Genomic DNA, 17609 nt, shown 5'->3' with positions numbered 1-17609 from the left:
CCGCGGCTAATCGATGAATGACGGTCTGATGGAGAACGATCCCGCCTAGCGGCGTTCCTTCATCATGGTGACGAAGCGGTCGAACAGCGGCGATACGTCGCGCGGCCCGGGGCTGGCCTCGGGGTGGCCCTGGAAGCTGAAGGCCGGGCGGTCGGTGCGCTCCACACCCTGCAGGGTGCCGTCGAACAGCGAACGATGCGTCGCCCGCAGGTTGGCCGGCAGGCTCGCCTCGTCGGCGGCGAAGCCGTGGTTCTGGCTGGTGATCATCACCTGGCCGCTGTCGAGGTCCTGCACCGGATGGTTGGCGCCGTGATGACCATGATTCATCTTCACCGAGGTGGCACCGGAGGCCAAGGCCAGCAGCTGGTGGCCCAGGCAGATGCCGAACACCGGAATTTCGGTCTCGAGGAGCTCCTGGATCGCCGCGATGGCGTAGTCACAGGGCTCGGGGTCGCCGGGCCCGTTGGCCAGGAAGATGCCATCGGGGGCCATGGCCAGCACCTCGGCAGCCGGGGTCTGGGCCGGCACCACCGTTAGACGACAACCGCGCGAGGCGAGCATGCGCAGGATGTTGCGCTTCACCCCGTAGTCGTAGGCGACAACATGGTAGGGGCGTTCGCCGGCTGAGGCATCGGCGTAGCCCGCCCCCAGGGCCCACTCACCCTCATTCCACTCGTAGGGGGTCTGGCAGGAGACCACCTTGGCCAGGTCCATGCCCTTGAGGCCCGGAAACGCGCGGGCCGCGGCCAGGGCCCGCTCGACGGCGTCGTCACCCTCGGCATCGGCACCGGCGAGGATCGCGCCGTTCTGTGCGCCCTTGTCACGCAGGATGCGGGTCAGGCGGCGGGTGTCGACGTCGGCGATGCCCAGCACGTTCTGGCTCTTGAGATAGTCGGAGAGGGTCTGCTCGCAGCGGAAGCTGCTGGCCAGCAGGGGCAGGTCACGGATCACCAGGCCGGCGGCGGCGATGGCGCCGGACTCGACGTCCTCGGCGTTGACGCCGGTATTGCCGATGTGGGGATAGGTGAGGGTGACGATCTGACGGGTGTAGGAGGGGTCGGTCAGGATTTCCTGGTAACCGGTCATGGCCGTATTGAACACCACCTCACCGCTGGTTTGTCCATCGGCACCGATGGCCGTGCCGTGGAATACACTGCCGTCTTCCAGGGCCAGTATTGCGGGCTTGTTCAATGCAACGTCCTCCCAGGTTTTTAGAGAGAGCTATCGAGACAGCTCGTCAGGAATACTGCGGGGCCATGGCAGGGCCCAGGGTGGCCGGCCCGTGGAAGGCCGCCCCGCGGATGGCCGCCCCGCAAAAAAGCGGGACGAAATCCGATGTAAGACCGGTTTCATCCCGCTTGTTGTCATTCGCTCGGAATGCCTGGGCCGAAGCAACAAGCGCTCGAGAGGGCTTTTCACCCGCGCGCCCGGCCAAAATCTTGGGGATACTACAGGAAATGGCGTCCGGCGGCTACCCCCGGCGGCCTACCCGACAGGGCCATCGCGGGACTGCCAAGGGGGCAGGGCAGGTCACGTCATCAGCTGACCAAGCTGCCGTGGGTTTTGTGGGAGCTGTGCTTGCACGGCGATTCCATGCCGTTGCCCACTGCCTTTCGCGGTGCGAGCACCGCTCCCACAAGGTGGTGGCGCCTATCCAACCGGGAGGGGCACCGGCCGCCCTCATGCTACGCTATTCCCATCACTCCAGCCCCAGCACGTCCTGCATCGAGTAGCGGCCGTTGGCCTGGCCGGCCACCCAGCGCGCGGCGCGCACCGCGCCCTTGGCGAAGGTCATGCGGCTAGAGGCCTTGTGGGTGATCTCGATGCGCTCGCCCTCGGTGGCGAACATCACGGTGTGCTCGCCCACGATGTCGCCGGCACGCACCGTGGCGAAGCCGATCTCCTTGGGGTCGCGAGGCCCGCAATGCCCCACCCGCTCGAAGACACCGTGCTCCTTTAGGCTGCGACCCAGGCTCTCGGCCACCACCTCGCCCATCTTCAGCGCCGTGCCGGAGGGGGCATCCACCTTGTGGCGGTGATGGGCCTCGATCACCTCGATGTCGTAGCCCTCGTCGCCCAGCGCCTTCGCCGCCGTCTCCAGCAGCTTCAGCGTCAGATTCACCCCCACGCTCATGTTCGGCGCGAAGACCATCGGCACCCGGTCGCGGAAGGCGTCCAGCTCGGCGAGCTCCGCGTCGTTCAGACCGGTGGTACCGATGACGATGCGTTTGCCGTGCTCGGCGCAGAAGGCCAGGTTGGCCAGGGTCACCTGTGGCGCGGTGAAGTCGATCAGCACCTCGATGTCGTCGGCAATGGTCTCGAGGGAATCCACGGCGGTCACGCCCAGCTTGCCGACCCCCGCCAGCTCGCCGATATCGACGCCCACCAGCGAACTGCCCGGTTCGACGATGCCGCCGGCCAGGGTGGCCCCGGCATCCTGTTGCACGGCGTTGACCAGGGTGCGGCCCATGCGGCCGGCGACACCGACGATGGCGATACGGGTCATGCGGACTCCTGCGAATGCGATGGCGACAAGGTGACGGCAGTATACCAGAGGCTCAGGCCGCATCTCGCTTCATCAGCAGTACCATGGCGATGATCACCAGCAGGCTGCCCGGCAGCCAGACCCAGGCGATACGCTCGGGCTCCCGAACAAACAGCAGCAGCATGGAAACGAAGGGCACGAAGTAGCTATAGGCGGTGACCGCCCCCGGCGTCAGCACGGAGGTAGCACGCTGCAGGAGCCAGAAGGTCAGGGCCGTAGAAAAGAGCCCCAGATAGACCAGCAGCAGCAGGTCACGCCCGCTCATGGTGGCCAGGCGTTCCACCGGCTCGGCGGCGAGCCCCAGCAGCCCGATCAGCACGGCGCCCAGACCCAGGCTCCAGAAGGTGCGCACCGCCGCTGACGTCGGCAGGCGCCCGGTCGCCAGCCCCCATTTGCTGAGCACCGGATAGAGCGCCGTGGAGAGGCAGCCCAGGAAGAACACCGCCTCGCCAATGCCGAACTGAAGACGCCCGCCCTTGACCAGAGATTCCGCGAACGCCAGGCCCAGCGCCCCCACCGCGCCCAGCGACAGGACCGCCGGTAAACGCCAGGCCAGCCGCTCCACGCCGAAACCCAGCCCCAGCAGAAAAGCCAGCAGCGGCACCGTGACGAAGAGCGTGGCCATGGAGAGCGCCGTGGCATGGTGCGCCGCCCAGAACATGGCACCGAAGAAGCCGGCCAGACACAGCCCCATCAGGGCGTAGAGCGGCAGCTGCCGCCAGGCAGGGAGGAAGGCCGGCGAGCGCCGGGCAAGCCACCACAGGCCGCTGCAGGCGATGACGAAGCGCAGCGCGGTGAGCGAGAACGGCGGCAGCTCGCTCATCACGCCCACCGCAGGAAACGACAGCCCCACCAGCACCGCCCATAGCAGCATGCCAAGGTGGGCGGCACCGGGAGAGAGGCTCTTGCTCAATTCTCCCAGACAATCTCCAGGGTCACGCCCGTCAGCCCCTCGAGCGCGGCATTCACCTTGCCCTCGAGGCGATCCAGGGTTTCGTCATCCAGCGTTTCAACGGCGACCACCAGCCGGTCCGACTCGGCCTGAAGCAGGCAGCTGCCCTCATCGAAGGTTACCCGCGCCTGGGTCTCCTCACGGTCGATCGGCCGCGCATCGGCCCAGTCTCGGCACAGCCGCTCAATCAGTTCATGGGCATCCTCGGCGGGAATCTCGGCTCGTGAAATCGGCATGGCGGCCTCCGCGTCTCGTTGGGTGAGCGTTCAGATTATGACGACGCCACCCCGGAACGCTAGCCCTGCCCGCACTTTACCGCCTACTTCACGTGCTGCACCGTTGGAAGGGGACGGCAGGCGAACGGCCTCAGCGACTATGCTCATGCACACGGCTCTATCACTCGCCGGGAGGAGAACACGACCATGATCGTCAACTGTGCGGCCTACGAGAAGGGGCACCGCCTGCAGGACATCCAGATCCACGAGATCGGCGACTACCTGGGGACGCCGGACCGTTTCGTGTGGGTGGCACTGCACGAGCCCGACGAGCAGGAAATGGCCCGGTTCCAGGCGGTGTTCGGTCTTCATGAGCTCTCGGTGGAGGACGCCCTGAACGGGCACCAGCGCCCCAAGTTAGAGGAGTACGGCAACGCGCTGTTCATGGTCATGCACATGATCACGATGCGCGACGACCAGCTGGAGACCGGCCAGGTGGCGGTGTTTGCCGGCCCGGGCTATGTGCTTTCCGTGCGGCTCCACCCGGGGCGAGGCTTCACCGAAGTACGCCAGCGCTGCGAGTACGAGCCGAAGCTGCTGCGGCATGGACCGGCCTTCGTGCTCTATGCCCTGATGGACACCATCGTCGACCGCTACTTCCCGGTGATCGAGGCGCTGCAGGCCGAGCTCGAAAGCATCGAGGACGAGATCTTCGTCAAGGGCACGGCCCGCCGGAGCCTGGAGCGCCTCTACAAGCTCAAGCGCCAGACCATGAAGCTCAAGCATGCCGCCATGCCGCTGGGCGAGGCCACGGCGCACCTGTTCGGCGGCCGGGTACCGGCGCTGTGCCGCAAGACACGGGAGTACTTCCGTGATGTCTACGACCACCTGCACCGCATCGAGTCGACGGTGGACACCATTCGCGAGATGACCATCACCGCCATCCAGGTCAACCTCTCCATGGTGGCCATCGAGGAGGGCGAGGTGCACAAGCGTCTCGCCGCCTGGGCGGCCATCTTCGCGGTAGCCACCATCCTCGCCGGCATCTGGGGCATGAACTTCACCCACATGCCGGAGCTGGACTGGCGACTCGGCTACCCGCTGGCCCTGCTGGTCATGGGAGGCACCTGCAGCCTGCTTTACTATCGCTTCCGTCGCGCCGGCTGGCTGTAGCGATCACCGTCGGCCTGCACCTTAGTCCATGAGTGATATAGGGTAACCGCACCCCTGAGCAGCAAGACATGGCAGACGGTGGGAGCCCAGGGGCAGCGAAATCAGGGAACACGAGAGGAAGTGCGGATGGATACGCGGCTTGAATGCCTGTCACGGCTCAAGGTCGACCAGAGTACGGGACGGCCCGCACCACACCAGCCATGTCTTCTGTTGGCCATCATCTGCGAGATCCAAGCTGGCCATATCACCTCCCCGCTTGTCCGCATCGATACACGCCTGATCGCCCGCTACCACGACATCTTCGAGACGGCGACAGGAGAGCGCTACCGAGCCCGTCCCTGGATGCCGATGTGGGCGTTGAGAAATCGCAAAGGTCCCACCGGCAAGCTCTGGCACCCGGAGTATGTCCAGGCCGTACAGGGATTGGCCGATCAAATGGGCCAACCGAAATCCATGAACCAGCTCGAACAGCGCTTCGGAGCTGCACGGCTCGATCCCGCCCTTTTCTCGGCATTTCAGGACACCAACATTGCCCGGGAAGCTTGTGCACTGCTGGTCAGCCGATACCTGTCCTCGAACAAGGAAGCCCATGCGCTCCTGCAGACATATCTCGAAACGGCATTCGTCAGCGGCGAGTATGAGAGAGCCCCCGAGCGCCTGGCAGGCGAGGTTCGCGAATCCGGCCAGAGCGAGGCCAGGTCCGCGGCCTTTCGCACCCTGGTGCTGGATGCCTACGACTATCGCTGCGCCGCCAGCCGGCGACGCTTCATCACCCCGGACTTTCGCTTCCTGGTCGAGGCCGCCCATCTGATCCCCTTCGCGGCGAGCCGCGACGATCGCCCCTGCAATGGCCTGGCCCTGACGCCGGATCTGCACTGGGCAGTGGATAATCACCTGATCGCCCCCGGGCCCGACCGCACCTGGCACGTCAGCCCCGTGGTCGACGCGCTGGTAGAGGACAACCAGTGGCTATGGCGGCTGGATAGGCAACCACTCGTGATGCCCCGGGAGGAACGCTTCCATCCCCACGCTGAAGGCCTGGCCTGGCGGATGGATCACCTGCAGCGCTGACGTCACGGATCAGACATGACAGGGCCCCGGCATCATGCGATGCCGGGGCCCTGTCAGTCTCCGTGGGGACTCGCCTTACGGCTTCATGTCCTCGAAGAACTTCTTCACGCCATCGAAGAAATTCGACTTCTTCGGCGAGTGGTGATGGCCGCTGCTGCCGCCCAGGCTGTCCTGGAACTTGCGCAGCAGCTCCTTCTGCTCTTCGCTGAGCTTCACCGGTGTCTCGATCACGACCTTGCACAGCAGGTCGCCCGGCGGGCCGCCACGCACTGGCTTGATGCCCTTGCCCTTGAGACGGAAGACCTTGCCGGTCTGGGTCTCGGGCGGGATCTTGAGCTTGACCCGTCCATCCAGCGTCGGCACCTCGAGCTCGCCACCCAGGGCGGCGTCGACGAAGTTGATCGGCACCTCGCACTGCAGGTGGCGACCGTCGCGCTGGAAGATGGGGTGGGGCTTGATCGCCGCCTGGACGTAGAGATCCCCGGGCGGGCCACCGTTGATGCCGGCCTCGCCCTCGCCGTTGAGGCGAATGCGATCACCGGTGTCCACACCGGCCGGAATCTTCACCGAGAGGGTGCGGGTCTCGCGTACCCGGCCCTCGCCGTTGCACTTGTGACACGGCACCTTGATGTGCTGGCCGCTACCGTGGCAGGTCGGGCAGGTCTGCTGCACGGCGAAGAAGCCCTGCTGCATGCGCACCTGACCTATGCCATTACAGGTCGGGCAGGTATCCTTCGAGGAGCCCGGCTCGGCCCCATTGCCGTCACAGCGCTCGCACTCGACGTGGCGCGGCACGCGGATATCCACACTGGTGCCGGCCACGGCGTCCTCGAGGTCGAGCTCGAGGTTGTAGCGCAGGTCCGAGCCACGGGCCGGGGCATTGGGATGACGGCGTCCGCCACCCCCGCCGAAGATATCGCCGAACACATCGCCGAAGATATCGCTGAAGCCGCCGGCCCCGGCACCGCCGAAACCACCGCCGCCGCCACCGGCTTGTTCGTCAACCCCGGCATGGCCGAACTGGTCGTAGGCAGCGCGCTTCTCGCTGTCGCTCAGGACCTCGTAGGCCTCCGAGACTTCGCGGAATTTCTCCGCTGCGCTGCCATCATCCGGATTGCGGTCCGGATGGAATTTCTGGGCGAGGCGTCGGTAGGCCTTCTTGATGTCCTTCTGGTCGGCCCCGCGCTCGACGCCCAGTACTTCGTAGTAATCACGCTTGGACATGAGTCTGTCCGCCTCCGTAGGGACTCTGCGGAAACACCAACGCGGGAGTCAGGCCCCCGCGCTGGCGTCATCCGTGTTTCAGATGTCGTGGTTTACTGCTTTTTCTGGTCGTCGTTGACTTCTTCGTACTCGGCGTCGACCACGTCATCTTCCTTCTTGGCGCCAGCCTCGCCAGCCTCATCGGCCTGCTGGGCAGCATCGCTCTGCTCGGCGTACATCTTCTGGGCCAGGTTGCCGGACGCCTCGGTCAGCTTGTCCAGCTTGGCCTGGATGTCGTCCTTGTCGTCGCCCTTGATCGCCTCTTCCAGCTCGGCTGCGGCGCTCTCGATGGCCTGCTTCTCCTCGTCGCTGGCCTTGTCGCCGGCCTCCTCGAGGGTCTTGCGGGCGGCGTGGACCATGCCATCGGCCTGATTGCGCAGCTGCACCAGCTCCTCGAACTTCTTGTCCTCGTCGGCGTGAGCCTCGGCGTCCTGCATCATCTGCTCGACCTCCTCCTCGGAGAGACCGCTGGAAGCCTTGATGACGATCGACTGCTCCTTGCCGGTCGCCTTGTCCTTGGCGGACACGTGCAGGATGCCGTTGGCGTCCAGGTCGAAGGCGACCTCGATCTGCGGCACGCCACGCGGCGCCGGCGGGATATCGGCCAGGTCGAAGCGACCCAGCGACTTGTTGCCGCCCGCCTGCTTGCGCTCGCCCTGCAGCACGTGAATGGTCACGGCCGTCTGGTTGTCATCCGCGGTCGAGAAGGTCTGGGTCTTCTTGGTCGGGATGGTGGTGTTCTTCTCGATCAGCGGGGTCATCACGCCGCCCAGGGTCTCGATGCCCAGCGTCAGCGGGGTGACGTCGAGCAGCAGCACGTCCTTGACGTCGCCGCCCAGCACGCCGCCCTGGATGGCAGCACCCACGGCCACGGCCTCATCGGGGTTGACGTCCTTGCGGGCGTCCTTGCCGAAGAAGTCGGCCACGGACTTCTGCACCATGGGCATGCGGGTCTGGCCGCCGACCAGGATGACGTCGTCGATCTCGGAGGCGGACAGGCCGGCATCCTTGAGCGCGGTCTTGCACGGCTCCATGGAGCGCTTGATCAGATCCTCGACCAGCGATTCCAGCTTGGCGCGGGTCACCTTGACGTTGAGGTGCTTGGGCCCGGTGTTGTCGGCCGTGATGTACGGCAGGTTGACGTCGGTCTGCTGGGCGCTGGAGAGCTCGATCTTGGCCTTCTCGGCGGCCTCCTTGAGGCGCTGCATGGCCAGGTTGTCGCCGGAGAGGTCGATGCCGCTATCGGACTTGAACTGGTCGACCAGGTAGTTGATCAGCGCCAGGTCGAAGTCTTCGCCGCCCAGGAAGGTGTCGCCGTTGGTGGCCAGCACCTCGAACTGGGTCTCGCCGTCGACGTCCGCCACCTCGATGATGGAGATGTCGAAGGTGCCGCCGCCCAGGTCGTAGACCGCGATGGTCTTGTCACCGCGCGCCTTGTCCATGCCGTAGGCCAGCGCCGCCGCGGTCGGCTCGTTGATGATGCGCTTGACCTCGAGACCGGCGATACGGCCGGCGTCCTTGGTAGCCTGACGCTGGCTGTCGTTGAAGTAGGCCGGCACGGTGATGACCGCCTCGGTGACTTCTTCACCCAGGTAGTCTTCGGCGGTCTTCTTCATCTTCTTCAGCACTTCGGCGCTGACCTGCGGCGGCGCGAGCTTCTTGCCCTTCACTTCCACCCAGGCGTCACCGTTGTCGGCCTCGGAGATGGTGTAGGGCACCATCTTGATGTCCTTCTGGACGACGTCGTCCTTGAAGCGACGGCCGATCAGGCGCTTGATGGCGTAGACGGTGTTATGCGGGTTGGTCACCGCCTGGCGCTTGGCCGCCTGGCCCACCAGAATCTCGCCGTCTTCGGTATAGGCGATGATGGAGGGCGTAGTACGTGCGCCTTCGGCGTTCTCGATCACCTTGGCCTGGTCACCGTCGAGCACGGCGACACAGGAGTTGGTGGTCCCCAGATCAATACCGATGATGCGTCCCATAGGAAATCCTCGAAATTACAGTTGAATTCATTGTCTGCGGCTTTCACCGCGGGGTTGCCGTCTATCTGGGGGCCCTCGAGACCTTTTCAAGACCCGAGGCCCGCTTTTGTATGGCTCGGCCTCAGTCGGCGGCCTGGCTGACCACCACCATGGCCGGGCGCACCAGGCGTCCATTGAGCAGGTAGCCCTTCTGCATCACCTCCATGACGGTGTTGGGCTCCATCTCGGGGTTGGGCACCATGGCCATGGCCTCGTGGTACTGCGGGTCGAAGGGCTCGCCGTGGGGGTCTACCACCTCGACGCCGAACTTGGCCAGCACGTCGTGCTGCATCTTGAGGGTCATGGAGACGCCCTCGCGGTGCGCCTCGGAAGCGCCGTCCTGCATGGCCTCCAGCGCCTTCTCCAGGCTGTCGACCACCGGCAGCAGCTCCTTGACGAACTTCTCGAGGGCGAACTTGCGCGCCTTCTCGGCCTCCTGCTCGGCCCGGCGACGCACGTTCTGGGCCTCGGCCGCAGTGCGCAGCTGCTGCTCCTTGGCATCAGCGACACTCTGCTCCAGCTCCTCGACCCGGGCGGCCAGCATCTCGGCCTCGGGATTGTCCGAGGCCTGGGCCTCGGTGGCGGCCTGTTCGGCGCCCTCGATGGCGTCCTCCAGCTCACCCTCCAGGGTCTCGGGCTCGGCCTGCGGCTCGGCTTCCTGCGCGTCGCGAGCCAGCTCGCGATCGATTTCGTCTTGCTGTGGCGTCTGAGGCTCTTTGGCCATGTGAATCTCCTGAAAATGGCAATCAGCGGCCAGGCGCCGCTGGCAAGGCGTGAATGATGGCGTGTGTGCGTATCTGCGAGGTATATGGGGCTGCCCGTGGCGAACTCAAGGCATCACCGAGAGACGACGCCGGACGTGCATTGTGGGCGCACCTTGGCTACTGTATAAAAGAACAATACGTGTATAGATACACAGTGGCACTGGAACACTGGCCCCAGACAGACCCCGGGAGGCACCATGCTGACAGAGCTTGCCATTCGCGACTTCGCCATCGTCGACCATCTCGAGCTGGAGATTGGTGCCGGCATGACCGCCATCACCGGCGAGACCGGGGCCGGCAAGTCCATCCTGCTGGGCGCCCTGGGGCTCTGCCTGGGCGAGCGCGCCGACAGCGCCAGTGTTCGCCACGACCGCGAACGCGCCGACCTCAGCGCCCGCTTCGATCTCCAGGCGCTGCCCGAAGCCCGCGCCTGGCTCGAGTCCCGTGAGCTAGCCACGGACGACTGCCTGCTGCGCCGAGTGGTCACCCGGGGCGGACGCTCCAAGGCCTGGATCAATGGCCAGCCGGCCACGGTGGCCGACCTGCGCGCCCTGGGCGAACACCTCATCGAGATTCATGGCCAACATGCCCACCAGGCACTGCTGCATGAAGAGACCCATCTGCGCCTGCTCGATGACTTTGCCGGCCACCGCGAGCAGGTGGCCGAGATGCGCCAGGCGTTCCGCGATTGGCAGACGACCCGGCGCCGCCTGGAGCGGCTGGCCGAGGATGGCGACGAGATCCGCGCCCGACGCCAGCTGCTGCGTTACCAGGTCGAGGAGCTCGACCAGCTGGCGCTGGCCGAGGACGAACTCAAGGGGCTCGAGGAGGAGCAGGAGGAGCTGGCCCACGCCGAGGAGCGTCTGCGCGAGACCCAGTTCGCCGCCGACTGCTGCGATGGCGACGAAGGCGGCGCCCTGTCGCTGCTCAACCAGGCGATCCAGCACCTCTCGGCGCTGCCGGGCAGCGAGCGCGGCAGCCTGGCCGACACCCTCAGCATGCTCGGCGATGCGCGCATCCAGGTCGAGGAGGCCAGCCGCGAACTCGGCCACTTCGCCGGCAGCGTCGAGCTGGACCCGGAGCGGCTCGCCTGGGTAGAAGGGCGCCTGGGCGAAGTGCATCGCATCGCTCGCAAGCATCATGTGTTGCCGGAGGAGCTCCTCGCCCTGCATCGGCGGCTCGCCGATGAACTCGAGGGCCTCGAGGGTGGCGACGGTGACCTGGAGGCACTGGCCGCCGAGGCAGAAGAGCTGAAGCGCCGCTGGCACGAACAGGCCACCGAGATTTCCCGAGCCCGCCGGCAGGCCGCCCGCCGTTTCGGCCAGGCCGTGCAGGAGCAGCTGGCCTTCCTGGCCATGGACAAGGCGACCTTCGAGGTCGAGCTCCAGGCCCGCGAGGCCCCGGCCGTCGAAGGGCTCGAGATCGCGCGCATGCTGATCAGCGCCAACCTCGGTCAACCGGCGCGGCCACTGGCCAAGGTGGCCTCCGGTGGCGAGCTCTCGCGCATCAGTCTGGCGATTCAGGTGGTGGCTGCCGAGAACTCCACCATCGCAAGCCTCGTGTTCGACGAGGTCGACGTGGGCGTCTCCGGCGCTACCGCCGAGATCGTCGGCCAGCTGCTGCGACGGCTCGGCGACAACGGCCAGGTGATGACCGTCACTCACCTGCCCCAGGTGGCGGCCCAGGCGAACCATCACCTGCATATCGAGAAGCAGGCCGACGAGGCCTCCACCTTGACCCGCATGGCGCTGCTCGACGAGGCGGGCCGAGTCGGTGAGCTGGCTCGCATGCTGGGCGGGGTGAATCTCTCCGACCGCACCCTGGCCCATGCCCGGGAAATGCTCGATGCCAGCCAGCGTGCCCACCACTGAGCACGCCACACCGCTTGCCCCGTTCTGACGCCAAGTCATAACGTTAGACCTAACGCAGCGCGGCCCCCCTCCTGAGATCGGGGCCGCGCTCATCTGCCTGCCGGGTTCAGCGGGGCGAGGTCACTTCTTCTGGATGCCCTCCTGGCGCGTCGCCCGGGAACCCAGAGGCCTGACGTAGAGCACCAGGGCGTGATCCACCAGTTCGAAGCCATGTTCCTCGGCGATCTCCTGCTGGCGACGCTCGATGGTCTCGTCGAAGAATTCGATGATCTCGCCACTCTCCAGGCACACCATATGATCGTGGTGCTCCTCCTGGGAGAGCTCGAAGACGGCATGACCGCCATCGAAATTGTGCCGGATCACCAGGCCAGCGGACTCGAACTGGGTCAGCACGCGATAGACGGTGGCCAGGCCAACGTCCTCCCCTGCATCCAGTAAGGTCTTGTAAACATCCTCGGCACTCAGGTGGTGCTGCTCGGAGGCATTCTCGAGGATCTGCAGGATCTTGACGCGCGGCAGGGTCACTTTGAGACCGGCCTTGCGCAGTTCATGGTTCTGGTCGGCCATGGTCGCTCTTCGCAGTATCGGGTAGGGTCGGTTATGATCGACCGAAACCACGATAGTGAAGAACAGGCGCAAATGCAAAAGCTGACAAGAATCGTCACCCTTTCCGTCGCTCTGCTGATGATCAGCGGTTGCAACTACTTCAGCGTGTACAAGCGCGACCTGCCCCAGGGCAACCTGGTGAACAAGGGCATGGTCGAACAGCTGCAGCCGGGCATGAGCCGTCAGCAGGTCGTCAACTTGATGGGTAGCCCCTTGCTCGAAGCGCCCTTTGACGCCAACGAGTGGGACTATGTCTATCGCCTCGACAAGGCCTATGGTGACGTGGAGCAACGCCGCATCACCTTGACCTTCCAGGGAGACCGGCTGGCCGGCATCGATAGCGAGGGCGATATCTCGGGCGACATCCGCTTGCCCGATGACCAGGGTGTCGGCCCCAGCGTCGAGGGCACGTCAGACGAGCGGGAATCTCCCATCGACAACGTCACTCCAGACCGCCCCTGAGATAGCCCGACGAGGTTCCTTGCTGACGCCCCGGCTTTCGCTGGTCGGGGCGTCAGCGTTTCTCGCGACCGGCCCGCTCGCTGCGCGCCGCCTTGGGATCGATCTGCAGGGGTCGATACACCTCGACCCGGTCCCCGTGGCGCAGCCGCACCGTTTCCGGGTCGCCCAGCCGCTTGCCGAAGATGCCCAGATCGGCTTGCCCAAAGGTCGCCGGGGGCAATTCGGGAAACGCCGCCTCCAGCCCCGCCATCGTTACCGCCTGGCGTGCCGTGGTGCCCTGGGGCACCGAAAGCGAGATAATGCGCTGACGATCAGGCAGGGCGAAGGCCACTTCCACGTCGAGCATGGCGGGCGCACTAGGAGCCATAGAGGTCGTTCGCGCGGCGGGTAAAGGAATCCACCAGCTGGCCGGCCACCTGCTGGAAGAGCTTGCCGAAGGCCATGCCCAGCAGGCGGTTGGCGAACTCGAACTCCAGTTCGAGGCTCACCTTGCAGGACCGCTCGCCCATGGGCAGGAACAGCCAGCGCCCCCGCAGACGCTTGAAGGGGCCGCTGACCAGCGACATCTCGATGCGCTCGGGCTCGATCAGATCGTTGCGGGTGGTGAAGCTCTGCTCGATCCCGGCCCGCCCCAGCGTCATCTCGCCAATCAGGTGCGATTCATCGCGCTCGAGCAGACGCGCGCGCCGGCACCCTGGCAGGAACTCCGGGTAGCGCTCGAAGTCGTTGACCAGGTCGAACATGTCCTTGGGGGTGTGCCGCACCATGGCGGACCGATTGACCGTTGGCATTGAGCTCTCCACTGACTTCACAGTGCCCAGGGCGTATCATGAGCGGTTATTTCAGGCCTTGAATGGTACCACGCTTCCCCCCACATCGAAGGGGCAGCGCCACCGGCAGATACAGGACACGAGGTTTCATGGCCAACAAGAAAGGCAAGAGCAAGGGGCCCGGCAACAACGTCATCGCCCAGAACAAGAAGGCCCGCTTCGAGTACCACATCGACGAGACCTTCGAAGCCGGCCTGGTGCTGGCCGGCTGGGAAGTGAAGAGCCTGCGGGCCGGCAAGGCGCAGCTCACCGACACCTATATCCTGGTCAAGAACGGTGAGGCCTGGCTGCTGGGCAGTCACATCATGCCCCTCAATACTGCCAGCACCCACGAGGTGGCGGACCCCACGCGCACCCGCAAGCTGCTGCTGCATCGCAAGGAGATCGCCAAGATCTTCTCGCGCACCCAGGAGAAGGGCCATACCTGTGTGCCGATCAAGCTCTACTGGAAGAACAACCGGGTGAAGTGCGAACTGGCCCTGGTGACCGGCAAGAAGCTGCACGACAAGCGGGCCACCGAGAAGGACCGCGACTGGCAGCGCCAGAAGGGCCGTATCATGCGGGAACAAATCAAGGGGTGAGGTGTCACAGAACTGCACATCCTGTTAGGATGCGCGTTACGGGGGCGACACGGTTTCGACGCCGGTGACAATCCCTGAGGTGCATGCCGAGAGCGTGATGTATCTCGTAAATACAACATCACGATTCAATAGTCGCAAACGACGACAACTACGCTCAGGGCGCGCTGGCAGCTTAAACGCCGCTAGCTTCTAGCCCGGCCCCGAAGTGATGTGCCCATTCATCACGGAGGGGATACGAGCGAAGACTGATGGGATCGCGATCGGTGGTGTCCTCTCGCCGATTGCTAAACCTTACGAGGAATCGCGTGACTGGATCCTGCTCGTCGGAGCCAGCCGCGTTAAATCAAAAGACGAAACTAAGCATGTAGAGCCAAAGGGTGAGTGCCGGCGGACGCGGGTTCAATTCCCGCCGCCTCCACCAATCAAGTCGACGAATCAAGCACCTACGGGTGCTTTTTTCGTTGTATCTCGCAAAGTCCTACCCAGGGTGAGAGCGGCAGCTGCCATGGCGCAAGGCCGGGGACGGGTTCCATCCCCATCGCAGAAGCGCCAGGGAGAAGGGGGGAGAGCCCTTCACGCCGACACCTTGTGCGAATCTGTACCTCTTCGGTACCATTTAGCCTATCCACCATCCGGCGGCCTGTTCAGGGGAACGTCCCGAGAAACGACCATGCAGAGCAACCCCAAGAAGCATCAGGCCACTCGGCGCGTCACCATGCTGTCGGTGGCGGTCAACACCCTGCTCGGCGTGGCCAAGATCATCGTCGGCTGGCTCGTCGGCTCCGCCGCTCTGGTGGCCGACGGCATACACTCCTTTTCCGACCTGGTGACCGACTGCTTCGTGCTCGCCGCGTCTCACTATGGCCACCAGGGGCCCGACCACGACCACCACTATGGCCACGGCCGCATCGAGACCCTGGCCACCCTGTTCCTGGGCAGCGTGCTGATCTTCGTGGCCGGCGGTATCGCCTGGTCGAGCCTTGAGCGCCTGCTCTCCTCCGCCGAGATTCCGCCGCCCGGCGTCTGGGCGATCCTGTTGACGGCCCTGGCGCTACTGGCCAAGGAGTGGCTCTTCCACCTTACACGCCGAGTGGCACGACGCATCGGCTCGCAGATGCTGGAGGCCAACGCCTGGCACCACCGCAGCGACGTGCTCTCCACTGGCGTGGTCATGGTGGCCCTGGTGGGCAGCCAGTTCGGTGCCACCTGGATCGATACCGTGGCGGCGGTGGTCGTCGGCCTGATGGTCGGCAAGGTAGGCTGGGACCTGCTGTGGGACGCGAGCCGTGAGCTGGTTGACACGGCCCTGCCCGTGGCCACTCAGGAGGAAATGCGCCAGGTAGCGTTGAGCGTGTCCGGCGTCCGGGGCATACATGACCTGCGAACCCGCCAGTCGGCCGGGCACACCATGCTCGACCTGCACGTGGTGGTGCCGACGCGGATCAGCGTTTCCGAGGGCCACGAGATCGGCAACGAGGTGAGCCGGCGCCTGCGCAACGCCTTCCCCGCCCTCACCGACCTCACCTTCCATATCGACCCGGAGGACGACGCCGGCGAGGGCGACCCCAGCCGTTTCCCGGGGCTGCCACTGCGCCCCGAGGTAGAGAATGCCCTGGCACGGCGCTGGGCAGAGCTGGACGTCTGGCCGGCAATTCGTGAGATCGAGCTGCACTATCTGGATGGCGCCGTCACGGTGGTGATCTGCCTGGACGAGTCGTCGTCCTTCGACAGCGACGCAGTGATCCAGCTTCTCGAAGACCGTGCCCGGGACATCGAATGGCTCTCCCACGTTGAAGTGCGCCGCCTGGCGGGACGCCCCTTGTCAGCAGACCACCGGCAGACACTTCCGCCCACCTCGACTGATTCCACGACGAGCCACATCAGCGACTGATTAACCCGACTTTCGTAGTAGCCTTGACGCGAAAACCACTTGCGACCAGCCTCGGGGGGAGCCATCATCTTCGCCCACTCGCCGGCCAAGGCCCGGCGAGGTCGAGACCGGGGTCGCATGATCCCCTGCCATTGTTGACTTTCCCGATCTGGATTCTACCCCCATGAGCAAAGTCCTGATTATCGGCGCCGGCGGCGTCGGCGGTGTCGTCACCCACAAGTGCGCCCAGCATCCCGAGGTATTCGGCGAAATCTGCCTGGCCAGCCGCAACCAGGCGAAGTGCCGTGCCATCGCGGCCCAGCTGGACCGTCCCATCCAGACCGCCGAGGTGGATGCCGACGACGTCGAGGCGCTGGTCGCACTGATCGAGTCGTACGAGCCGGACGTGCTGATCCACGTGGCCCTGCCCTATCAGGACCTGACCATCATGGAGGCTTGCCTGCGTACCGGCGTGCCCTACCTGGATACCGCCAACTACGAGCACCCGGACGAGGCCAAGTTCGAGTACAAGGAGCAGTGGGCCTTCCAGGAGCGCTACGCCAAGGCCGGCAACATGGCTACCCTGGGCTGCGGCTTCGACCCGGGCATGACCAACATCTACTGCGCCTGGGGCCAGAAGAACCTGTTCGACGAGATCCACCGCATCGACATCCTGGATGCCAATGGCGGCGACCACGGCTACCCGTTCGCCACCAATTTCAATCCCGAGATCAACATTCGCGAGATCACCGCCAACGGCCGCTACTGGGAAGAGGGCGAGTGGAAGGAGACCGCGCCGCTGGCCGAGAAGCGCACCTTCGACTTCGATGGCATCGGCGAGAAGGACCTCTACCTGCTCTACCACGAGGAGCTCGAGTCCCTCAGCCAGAACATCAAGGGCCTGAAGCGTATCCGCTTCTGGATGACCTTCTCCGAGAAGTACATCACCCATCTCAAGGTGCTCGAGAACGTCGGCATGACCAGCATCGAGCCGATCGAGTTCGAGGGCCGCGAGATCACCCCGCTCCAGTTCCTCAAGGCGGTGCTGCCGGACCCGGCCTCGCTCGGCCCGCGCACCAAGGGCAAGACCAACATCGGCGTGATCCTCGATGGCATCAAGGATGGCAAGCGTCGCAAGGTGCACATCTACAACATCTGCGACCACGAGGCCTGCTATCGCGAGGTGCAGTCCCAGGCGATCTCCTACACCACCGGCGTGCCGGCGGTGACCGGCGCCATGCTGATGCTGAAAGGCCTGTGGAAGGGCGAAGGCGTGTTCAACGTCGAGCAGCTCGACCCGGACCCCTTCATGGAGCGCATCGGCGACATGGGCCTGCCCTGGCAGATGGTCGAGCTCGACCCCGATACCGACCCCCTGGCCTGAG

Annotated in this window: 17 protein-coding genes and 1 other RNA gene; 8 read left to right on the top strand and 10 right to left on the bottom strand. The window is 65.2% G+C overall.

The genetic code is table 11. The annotated features are described in order from the left end of the window. Positions 1-45 precede the first annotated feature (45 nt). The 4 genes from carA to HALO32_RS02470 form a co-directional block, all read right to left on the bottom strand. Entirely contained in the window at positions 46-1191 is a 1146-nt protein-coding gene (carA, locus tag HALO32_RS02485; protein ID WP_151442211.1) for a glutamine-hydrolyzing carbamoyl-phosphate synthase small subunit, read from the bottom strand. A 508-nt stretch (positions 1192-1699) separates the two neighbouring features. Continuing rightward, positions 1700-2506, bottom strand: a complete 807-nt coding sequence (gene dapB, locus HALO32_RS02480; RefSeq protein WP_151442210.1) for a 4-hydroxy-tetrahydrodipicolinate reductase — start codon at positions 2504-2506, stop codon at positions 1700-1702. A gap of 52 nt (positions 2507-2558) precedes the next feature. Next, positions 2559-3458 carry a DMT family transporter gene (locus tag HALO32_RS02475; protein WP_225809675.1) on the bottom strand — a complete coding sequence of 300 codons (900 nt, stop codon included), beginning with the start codon at positions 3456-3458 and terminating at the stop codon, positions 2559-2561. Further along, positions 3455-3733: a DUF2218 domain-containing protein gene (locus HALO32_RS02470; protein ID WP_151442209.1), complete on the bottom strand. Its 279-nt coding sequence runs from the start codon at positions 3731-3733 to the stop codon at positions 3455-3457. The genes HALO32_RS02475 and HALO32_RS02470 overlap by 4 nt, the downstream gene beginning before the upstream one ends. Positions 3734-3919: 186 nt before the next feature. On the opposite strand from HALO32_RS02470, the gene corA reads away from it, so the two are divergent. Continuing rightward, complete coding sequence (gene corA, locus HALO32_RS02465) at positions 3920-4885, top strand: magnesium/cobalt transporter CorA (protein ID WP_151442208.1); 966 nt, start codon at positions 3920-3922, stop codon at positions 4883-4885. A gap of 126 nt (positions 4886-5011) precedes the next feature. Next, positions 5012-5956 carry an HNH endonuclease gene (locus HALO32_RS02460; protein WP_151442207.1) on the top strand — a complete coding sequence of 315 codons (945 nt, stop codon included), beginning with the start codon at positions 5012-5014 and terminating at the stop codon, positions 5954-5956. 75 nt (positions 5957-6031) lie between these two features. On the opposite strand, the gene dnaJ is transcribed toward HALO32_RS02460, so the two are convergent. The 3 genes from dnaJ to grpE all read right to left on the bottom strand — a co-directional run bounded on the left by dnaJ (position 6032) and on the right by grpE (position 9964). After that, entirely contained in the window at positions 6032-7180 is a 1149-nt protein-coding gene (gene dnaJ, locus HALO32_RS02455) for a molecular chaperone DnaJ (RefSeq protein ID WP_151442206.1), read from the bottom strand. 92 nt (positions 7181-7272) lie between these two features. Further along, the gene (gene dnaK / locus HALO32_RS02450) at positions 7273-9201 is read right to left on the bottom strand and encodes a molecular chaperone DnaK (RefSeq protein WP_151442205.1); all 1929 of its coding nucleotides are present in this window, start codon (positions 9199-9201) and stop codon (positions 7273-7275) included. Positions 9202-9322: 121 nt separating this feature from the next. Beyond that, positions 9323-9964, bottom strand: coding sequence for a nucleotide exchange factor GrpE (gene grpE, locus HALO32_RS02445; protein ID WP_151442204.1), 642 nt, complete (start codon positions 9962-9964; stop codon positions 9323-9325). Positions 9965-10201: 237 nt separating this feature from the next. On the opposite strand from grpE, the gene recN reads away from it, so the two are divergent. Beyond that, positions 10202-11875, top strand: a complete 1674-nt coding sequence (gene recN / locus HALO32_RS02440; RefSeq protein WP_151442203.1) for a DNA repair protein RecN — start codon at positions 10202-10204, stop codon at positions 11873-11875. 120 nt (positions 11876-11995) lie between these two features. On the opposite strand, the gene fur is transcribed toward recN, so the two are convergent. Continuing rightward, a complete protein-coding gene (gene fur, locus HALO32_RS02435) occupies positions 11996-12442 on the bottom strand; it encodes a ferric iron uptake transcriptional regulator (RefSeq protein WP_151442202.1) in 447 nt (148 codons plus the stop codon). A gap of 72 nt (positions 12443-12514) precedes the next feature. Between fur and HALO32_RS02430 the strand changes: the two genes are divergently transcribed. Beyond that, positions 12515-12943: an outer membrane protein assembly factor BamE gene (locus HALO32_RS02430; protein ID WP_225809673.1), complete on the top strand. Its 429-nt coding sequence runs from the start codon at positions 12515-12517 to the stop codon at positions 12941-12943. Between the two features lie 52 nt (positions 12944-12995). On the opposite strand, the gene HALO32_RS02425 is transcribed toward HALO32_RS02430, so the two are convergent. Both HALO32_RS02425 and HALO32_RS02420 read right to left on the bottom strand, forming a co-directional pair. Continuing rightward, positions 12996-13310: an RnfH family protein gene (locus HALO32_RS02425; RefSeq protein ID WP_225809670.1), complete on the bottom strand. Its 315-nt coding sequence runs from the start codon at positions 13308-13310 to the stop codon at positions 12996-12998. Then, positions 13300-13734, bottom strand: a complete 435-nt coding sequence (locus HALO32_RS02420) for a type II toxin-antitoxin system RatA family toxin (RefSeq protein WP_151442199.1) — start codon at positions 13732-13734, stop codon at positions 13300-13302. Before HALO32_RS02420 ends, HALO32_RS02425 begins: the two co-directional genes overlap by 11 nt. Positions 13735-13862: 128 nt before the next feature. Between HALO32_RS02420 and smpB the strand changes: the two genes are divergently transcribed. The 4 genes from smpB (at position 13863) to HALO32_RS02400 (ending at position 17608) form a co-directional block, all read left to right on the top strand. Continuing rightward, entirely contained in the window at positions 13863-14354 is a 492-nt protein-coding gene (smpB, locus tag HALO32_RS02415) for an SsrA-binding protein SmpB (RefSeq protein ID WP_151442198.1), read from the top strand. 40 nt (positions 14355-14394) lie between these two features. Beyond that, positions 14395-14775: a transfer-messenger RNA gene (gene ssrA, locus HALO32_RS02410) on the top strand. A 249-nt stretch (positions 14776-15024) separates the two neighbouring features. Beyond that, complete coding sequence (locus HALO32_RS02405; RefSeq protein ID WP_151442197.1) at positions 15025-16245, top strand: cation diffusion facilitator family transporter; 1221 nt, start codon at positions 15025-15027, stop codon at positions 16243-16245. A gap of 163 nt (positions 16246-16408) precedes the next feature. Then, positions 16409-17608 carry a saccharopine dehydrogenase family protein gene (locus HALO32_RS02400; RefSeq protein ID WP_151442196.1) on the top strand — a complete coding sequence of 400 codons (1200 nt, stop codon included), beginning with the start codon at positions 16409-16411 and terminating at the stop codon, positions 17606-17608. The last annotated feature ends 1 nt before the right edge of the window (position 17609 follow it).

The sequence above is a fragment of the Halomonas lysinitropha genome (assembly GCF_902500215.1).
GTDB classification, from domain to species: Bacteria; Pseudomonadota; Gammaproteobacteria; order Pseudomonadales; family Halomonadaceae; genus Halomonas; species Halomonas lysinitropha.
Note: the sequence above shows the minus strand (reverse complement) of the source record. Positions and strands in the feature narration are given on the sequence as shown.

What these genes read in the sequence shown, in the direction of transcription:
- HALO32_RS02400 (WP_151442196.1), top strand. Translation starts at nt 16,409, where the DNA reads ATGAGCAAAGTCCTGATTATCGGCGCCGGCGGCGTCGGCGGTGTCGTC.
- dapB (WP_151442210.1), bottom strand. Translation starts at nt 2,506, where the DNA reads ATGACCCGTATCGCCATCGTCGGTGTCGCCGGCCGCATGGGCCGCACC.
- smpB (WP_151442198.1), top strand. Translation starts at nt 13,863, where the DNA reads ATGGCCAACAAGAAAGGCAAGAGCAAGGGGCCCGGCAACAACGTCATC.
- fur (WP_151442202.1), bottom strand. Translation starts at nt 12,442, where the DNA reads ATGGCCGACCAGAACCATGAACTGCGCAAGGCCGGTCTCAAAGTGACC.
- recN (WP_151442203.1), top strand. Translation starts at nt 10,202, where the DNA reads ATGCTGACAGAGCTTGCCATTCGCGACTTCGCCATCGTCGACCATCTC.
- HALO32_RS02460 (WP_151442207.1), top strand. Translation starts at nt 5,012, where the DNA reads ATGGATACGCGGCTTGAATGCCTGTCACGGCTCAAGGTCGACCAGAGT.
- HALO32_RS02470 (WP_151442209.1), bottom strand. Translation starts at nt 3,733, where the DNA reads ATGCCGATTTCACGAGCCGAGATTCCCGCCGAGGATGCCCATGAACTG.
- HALO32_RS02420 (WP_151442199.1), bottom strand. Translation starts at nt 13,734, where the DNA reads ATGCCAACGGTCAATCGGTCCGCCATGGTGCGGCACACCCCCAAGGAC.
- HALO32_RS02430 (WP_225809673.1), top strand. Translation starts at nt 12,515, where the DNA reads ATGCAAAAGCTGACAAGAATCGTCACCCTTTCCGTCGCTCTGCTGATG.
- HALO32_RS02425 (WP_225809670.1), bottom strand. Translation starts at nt 13,310, where the DNA reads ATGGCTCCTAGTGCGCCCGCCATGCTCGACGTGGAAGTGGCCTTCGCC.
- HALO32_RS02405 (WP_151442197.1), top strand. Translation starts at nt 15,025, where the DNA reads ATGCAGAGCAACCCCAAGAAGCATCAGGCCACTCGGCGCGTCACCATG.
- grpE (WP_151442204.1), bottom strand. Translation starts at nt 9,964, where the DNA reads ATGGCCAAAGAGCCTCAGACGCCACAGCAAGACGAAATCGATCGCGAG.
- corA (WP_151442208.1), top strand. Translation starts at nt 3,920, where the DNA reads ATGATCGTCAACTGTGCGGCCTACGAGAAGGGGCACCGCCTGCAGGAC.
- dnaK (WP_151442205.1), bottom strand. Translation starts at nt 9,201, where the DNA reads ATGGGACGCATCATCGGTATTGATCTGGGGACCACCAACTCCTGTGTC.
- dnaJ (WP_151442206.1), bottom strand. Translation starts at nt 7,180, where the DNA reads ATGTCCAAGCGTGATTACTACGAAGTACTGGGCGTCGAGCGCGGGGCC.